This window comes from Aeromonas sp. LsrichE-8G (assembly GCF_022869435.1).
Taxonomy (GTDB): Bacteria; Pseudomonadota; Gammaproteobacteria; order Enterobacterales; family Aeromonadaceae; genus Aeromonas; species Aeromonas caviae.
Genome location: NZ_JALIHH010000109.1, coordinates 1 through 6,107, shown reverse-complemented (window position 1 = coordinate 6,107; position 6,107 = coordinate 1). Strand labels below are relative to the sequence as shown.

The following is a 6,107-nucleotide window of genomic DNA, read 5'->3' as shown; positions in this document are numbered from 1 at the left end:
AGTGTGCTAACGCCAGGAATCGCATGCGTTTCCTGGCGTTGGTTTCTGCCTTGGCGAGGGCCAAGAAATCGATTGGATCGGACATACTGAGTACAGTGAAACCAGAATAGAGCAATTAGATCACATCTTTAATCTGATTGGTATGAGTGGCCAGAGGGCGGCAAGTTCGGCGCTCGCCTCCGGCTCTTCGAGATTCCGGTACTCGAACAGGGTGGTATTCTCGTAGAGAGCGATCAGCACTTTCTGGCTGTAGGAAGAAAAGGGGTGGGCATAGAGTTTCATGGGGATGTTCCTGACGCTCAGAGGGATGACTTCCCTAGTCTAGATCCCCTCTCTATTTTCGATGCGTCCCTATCCCATGCTGGTTTTAGGATGATAAACGCCCATTCATGACGGCAATCACACTCGTATGACTCTCTTTTAGGTAGGGTGATCCCGCCTGTGGCCGCCAAGCCGGGGCAGCCGACTCATCAGGGTTGATGAGCGGCACCACAACAAAAATTGATGTCAGGCCAAGCTGAACATCATCAAGGATCCCGTCATGAATCAATCATTGCCGCTGTTGACGCCGCTGCGGGACATCGCTGCCCTGATGGTGGTGCTGTTCCACGCCCGCTTGCTGCTCTTTCCCCAGTGGATGGAGTCGATCGCCGGCCACACCCAACTCATCGAGAACGGCTACCTCTGGGTCGATCTCTTCTTTATTTTGAGCGGGCTGGTGCTGGCCCACGTCTACGGGGAGGCTTTCACCCGCTCGCCCCACACCGTGAGTTATGGTCGCTTCCTCTGGCTGCGGCTCACCCGGGTGTATCCCCTCTACCTAGTGACCCTGCTGCTGCTGGTAGGCTGGGAGCTCTACAAGGCCCACCACGGGATTGGCTTCTACGCCGGTCCCCTGTTCAAGATGTGGGAGTGGGAAGGAATGCCTCCGTTCGGCTCACCCTTTACCCCGGCCGAGGCGCTGCCAAGCAGCCTGTTGCTGCTGCAGGTGGTGACCGATCACGGATTGACCTGGAACTTCGCCGCCTGGTCGCTCAGCGTGGAGTGGATTAGCTATCTGCTGTTTCCACTGCTCATTTCCCTCGCCGTCACCCGCAGCCGCTGGAGCAACCTCGCCCCTTTGCTGGCCCTGACGGTGCTGGCCTTTATCGTGCACAGCCGGGGTACCCTGGATGTCACCAGCGGAGCGCTGGCCATCGGGCGCGGGGTGAGTGAATTCGTGCTCGGCCTCTGGCTGCTGCCCAAGGTGAAGGCTGCCCGCCAGTGGCCCATGATGCAGCGGGATCTGCCGCTGCTGCTCACCTTTTTGCTCCCCTTCGCGCTGATGCAGTTCACCATGACGCCGCAGCTGACCCTGCTGCTGATCAGCGCCTACGTGTTGCTGATCTGGATTGCCGCCTGCCAGGGCGATCGCCAGAGCCCGCTGCTGCGCCTCCTGGACAACCGCTTCACCAACTGGCTGGGGGATCTCTCCTACTCCATCTACCTGCTCCACGCCCTGGTGTTGCTCACCGGCTGCGAGCTTGTCCACTCTCTGGCGCCGGGGCTCACCGCGTGGTGGTACGCCCAGACCAACCCCTTGCTGGGGGTGCTGGCCACCCTGTTGATGCTCGCCGTGCTGATCGGGCTCTCGGCGCTGAGCTACACCCTGCTGGAGCGGCCGCTGCAACGGCGACTGCGCCGGCTAGGCAAGGCTCCCCAACCAGTGATGGAGCAAGCTGGCTAGTTTCCGTCGCCACATGCTGCCCCGATGCAAGACCGGCACGCCGTCGGGGCGGCTCAAAGTGGGACTAGCCTGAGCAAGGCGAAGAGTACGGCTCTTTTTGAACCCGACAATCCCCTGCGCTTTGTGTGAATTACAGTTCGAATCAAGAGGGCCGTCTGTGGCATAATGGCCCGTCCTGTGGTCCTCGGCGGGGCTTCGCCGGCGCATCCTTGCCCTCCTCCCGCCCTGCCTGGCAGCCTGACATCACTGTGTTCACAGGCCGCCAGGGCCACCCTATTTTTGCGCGCACATTTGACGGCGCCGCAGCAGTTATTGGCACACACAAGTCTGCCCACACAAGGGGAAAGCATGTCTTCCATTCGTCTGACCCAATACAGCCACGGCGCTGGCTGTGGCTGCAAAATCTCCCCCAAGGTGCTCGACACCATCTTGAAGAGCCAGATCCCGGGCTTTGACGACCCCACCCTGGTGGTCGGCAACAGCAGCAAGGATGATGCCGCCGTGGTCGACATCGGCAACGGCCAGGGCATCGTCTCTACCACCGACTTCTTCATGCCCATCGTCGACGATCCCTTCACCTTCGGTCGCATCGCCGCCACCAACGCCATCAGCGACATCTACGCCATGGGCGGCAAACCCATCGTCGCCATAGCCATCCTCGGCTGGCCCGTCAACATACTCGCACCTGAAGTGGCCCAGCAGGTGATCGACGGGGGTCGCCAGGTGTGTCACGAGGCGGGCATTTCTCTGGCAGGCGGTCACAGCATCGACGCCCCCGAGCCCATCTTCGGCCTCGCAGTGACCGGTATCGTGCCACTCGACGCCATCAAGCAGAATGACACCGCCCAGGTGGGTGATGTGCTCTATCTTACCAAACCCCTTGGCATCGGCATCCTCACCACCGCCCAGAAGAAGGGCAAGCTCAAGCCCGAGCATGAGCAACTGGCCCCGGATGCCATGTGTACCCTCAACAAGATTGGCCAGCGCTTCGCCGCCTTACCCGGCGTGCACGCCATGACCGACGTGACCGGTTTTGGACTGGCAGGCCACCTGCTGGAGATGTGCGAAGGTTCCGGCGTCAGTGCCCGTCTGGACTTCAAGGCGCTGCCGCTGCTGGACGAGGTGGATTACTACCTGAGTGAGGGCTGCGTACCAGGCGGTACCCTGCGCAACTTCGACTCCTATGGTGACAAGCTGGGCGCCATGGATGATCGCACCCGCAGCATCCTGTGCGACCCGCAGACCAGCGGCGGCCTGCTGGTAGCCGTCGGTAAAGAAAGTGAAGCCGAGCTCCTTGCCATTGCCGCACAGGCAGGGCTGACCCTCTCTCCCATCGGCCAGTTGCAGGCCCGCACCGGCAACCAGTTCATCGAGGTTGTCCAATGAGTACCCTGCCACTGGCCACGGATTACGCCCGGATCTTTCTGGATGAGGTTCCACTCATCGATCTGCGCGCCCCCGTCGAGTTCAAGGAAGGGGCCTTTCCCACCGCCGTCAGCCTGCCGCTGATGACGGACGAGGAGCGTGCCCGGGTCGGTACCTGTTACAAGCAGGAGGGTCAGGCCGCAGCCATCGCCCTGGGCCATCAACTGGTGGGAGGCGCGGTGCGCGACGCGCGCATGGAAGGCTGGCTGGCCAGGTTGCGCCAGCAACCCGACGCCCTGCTCTACTGTTTTCGCGGCGGCCTGCGCTCCCAGACAGTGCAGCAGTGGCTGGCCGAGGCCGGCATCACCCGCCCCCGGGTCGCGGGCGGCTACAAGGCGCTGCGCCACTTTCTCATCGACACCCAGGCGAAGGCCAGTGCAGAGTGCGACTGGACCGTGCTGACCGGCATGACCGGCTCCGGCAAGACCCACATGCTGGCGCACATCACCCAGGCGGTGGATCTGGAAGGGCACGCCCGTCACAGGGGGTCGTCGTTTGGCCAACTGCCGGGTGGGCAACCCGGCAACATCGACTTCGAAAATCGGCTTGCCATCGAGCTGCTTCAGCGTCGCAACCGGGGAGAGTCACAGTTTGTACTGGAAGACGAGAGCCGTCTCATCGGTCGCTGCGCCCTGCCACTCAACCTTTATGAGGCCATGTGCCGGGCTCCCCTGGTGGTGGTGGAGGTGCCGCAGGAGGCACGGGCCGAGCAGATCCGCACCGATTACGTGCAGGATCTCTGGCTGCGCTATCTGGAGTTCCATGGGCCAGATGCAGGCTGGCCGCTGTTTGCCGGCTACCTCACCGACGCCATGGCCAGGCTCAAGCGCCGACTCGGTGACAAGGATTATCGCGAACTCGATGGGCTGTTGCAGGCCGCCCTCAGGGAACAGGCCCAGAGCGGGGACACCCGCGCCCATCTGGTCTGGATCAGACTGCTGCTGACTCGCTACTATGACCCCATGTACCGCTATCAGCTGGACAACAAGCGCGAGCGGATCCTGTTTCGTGGTGCCAAGGAGGCCTGCCTCGCCTTCTTCGCCAAACGCTCCCCCCTTCAGACCCCTCAGGAGAGTCCCACATGTTGAAGTTCGAGGTGATCCCGGTCACCCAGTTCGCCCAGAATTGTTCTCTTATCTGGTGTGACGAGACCCGCCAGGCTGCCCTCGTCGATCCCGGCGGCGAGGCGGACAAGCTGCTGGCCGCCATAGCCAAACGGGGGCTGACCCTCACCCATATCCTGCTGACCCACGGCCATCTGGATCATGTGGGCGCCGCCGCCGAGCTGCGCGAGAGAACCGGTGTCGCCATTACCGGCCCCCACAAGGAGGATGCCTTCTGGCTCGACATGCTGCCCCAGCAGAGTCAGATGTTCGGCTTCTCCCACACACCAGCCTTCACCCCCGATCGCTGGCTTGCACTGGGTGACAAGGTGCAGCTGGGCCGGTGCGAGCTGGATGTCTATTTCTGCCCGGGCCACACTCCGGGCCACATCGTGCTGCTCTGCCAGGCAGAACGCCTCGCCTGGGTGGGAGATGTGCTCTTTGCCGGCAGCATAGGCCGCACCGATTTCCCGCGCGGGGATCACGGGGCGCTGATCAAGTCGATCACCGAGACCCTGCTGCCGCTCGGGGATGAGATCGTCTTTATTCCGGGCCATGGCCCGAGCTCCACCTTTGGTCACGAACGGGCCAGCAATCCCTATCTGACACAGCCCATCTGGTAATCCCCCCGCTCCTCGCGGGCATCCCATTGCGCCTTGAGGCGCAAGATCTCCGGCATGATCTCGAGAAAACGGGAGAGCAGCCGGGGATCGAAGTGCTGGCCGGAGCCATCGCGCATGGTGGCCAGCACCCGGTCCAGGGGCCAGGGCTCTTTGTAGGGGCGACGTACGCTCAGGGCGTCAAAGACGTCGGCGATGGCCACGATCCGCGACGCCTCGGGGATCCCCTCGCCGGTCTCGCCGGCGGGATAGCCGGAGCCGTCCCATTTCTCGTGGTGGTGCAGGGCAATCTCCGCCGCCATGCGAAAGATGGGGGGCATCGGATCGCCTCAGGATCTCGTAACCGATGCGCGGGTGACTTCGCATGATGATCCACTCCTCCTCGGTGAGGGGACCGGGCTTCTTGAGGATGTGGTCAGGGATACCAATCTTGCCCATGTCGTGCATGGGGGCTGCCAGCCCCAGCAGATCCGACTGCTCCGGGCTCCAGCCCGCCGCATCAGCCAGGGCCCGGGCGTAAGCGGCCATGCGCCAGATATGCACCCCGGTGTCGGTGTCGTTGTAGTGGCCCGCCTCGCTCAGCATGACGATGGCGGTGCGATAGCTGCACTCGAGCTGATCGAGGCGCACCAGGGAGAGATGATTGCGCACCCGGGCACGCACCGTGCTCGGACAGACCGGCTTGTAGATATAATCCACTCCGCCCGCCTCGAACCCCTGGCTCTCGCTGTCTGCGTTGTCGCTCGCGGTGATAAAGAGCACCGGGATCCCGGCGTGAGCCGGATCGGCCTTGAGCCGGCGGCACACTTCGTAACCATCCATGTCGGGCATGCGCACGTCCAGCATGATAAGTGCCGGTTCGTGACGCCCCACGGCGGCCAACCCCTCCTCTCCCCCTTTGGCAAAGAAGAGGTTGTATTCCTCCTTGAGGATTTGCCGCAGCAACCCGAGGTTGCTCGGCTCGTCGTCGATGATCAGCACGCGCGGTCGACTCATGGCGCAGGTTCCTCCCGATCCTCCAGATAATCCTCCAGCTTGCGGGTGGCGAACGGGATATCGAACAGCTCCAGGGCTGCGCTTATCTCGCTCACTAAATAGCTGTTCCGAATAGTAGATCACCGGAGGAAGGGAACTCAGTCCAGTTTGTGCGATCTGATTAGTCGCTAAACAAAACAAGCCACACCCAAAGGACTGAGTTGATGCCTATCCTACCACCTCTGCCACGACCACAAC

Annotated in this window: 6 protein-coding genes and 1 pseudogene; 4 read left to right on the top strand and 3 right to left on the bottom strand. The window is 62.4% G+C overall.

The features are described from left to right. A pseudogene (locus MUW49_RS22105) lies at positions 1-282 on the bottom strand (hypothetical protein); the annotation flags it as partial. 259 nt (positions 283-541) lie between these two features. Here MUW49_RS22105 and MUW49_RS15655 point away from each other — a divergent pair. From MUW49_RS15655 to MUW49_RS15640, 4 genes are all read left to right on the top strand, one after another. Continuing rightward, complete coding sequence (locus MUW49_RS15655; RefSeq protein ID WP_052815085.1) at positions 542-1,726, top strand: acyltransferase; 1,185 nt, start codon at positions 542-544, stop codon at positions 1,724-1,726. Positions 1,727-2,074: 348 nt separating this feature from the next. Next, positions 2,075-3,112 (top strand): selenide, water dikinase SelD, encoded by a 1,038-nt coding sequence (gene selD, locus MUW49_RS15650; RefSeq protein WP_052815084.1) that lies wholly within the window; start codon positions 2,075-2,077, stop codon positions 3,110-3,112. After that, entirely contained in the window at positions 3,109-4,239 is a 1,131-nt protein-coding gene (gene mnmH, locus MUW49_RS15645; RefSeq protein WP_052815083.1) for a tRNA 2-selenouridine(34) synthase MnmH, read from the top strand. Before selD ends, mnmH begins: the two co-directional genes overlap by 4 nt. Beyond that, positions 4,233-4,877, top strand: coding sequence for an MBL fold metallo-hydrolase (locus tag MUW49_RS15640; RefSeq protein WP_052815082.1), 645 nt, complete (start codon positions 4,233-4,235; stop codon positions 4,875-4,877). The genes mnmH and MUW49_RS15640 overlap by 7 nt, the downstream gene beginning before the upstream one ends. Here the strand turns inward: MUW49_RS15640 and MUW49_RS15635 are convergent. Both MUW49_RS15635 and MUW49_RS15630 read right to left on the bottom strand, forming a co-directional pair. Then, positions 4,853-5,158: an HD domain-containing phosphohydrolase gene (locus MUW49_RS15635; protein ID WP_258040117.1), complete on the bottom strand. Its 306-nt coding sequence runs from the start codon at positions 5,156-5,158 to the stop codon at positions 4,853-4,855. The genes MUW49_RS15640 and MUW49_RS15635 overlap by 25 nt on opposite strands. Next, a complete protein-coding gene (locus MUW49_RS15630; RefSeq protein WP_254052380.1) occupies positions 5,055-5,870 on the bottom strand; it encodes a response regulator in 816 nt (271 codons plus the stop codon). The genes MUW49_RS15635 and MUW49_RS15630 overlap by 104 nt, the downstream gene beginning before the upstream one ends. Positions 5,871-6,107: the final 237 nt, after the last annotated feature.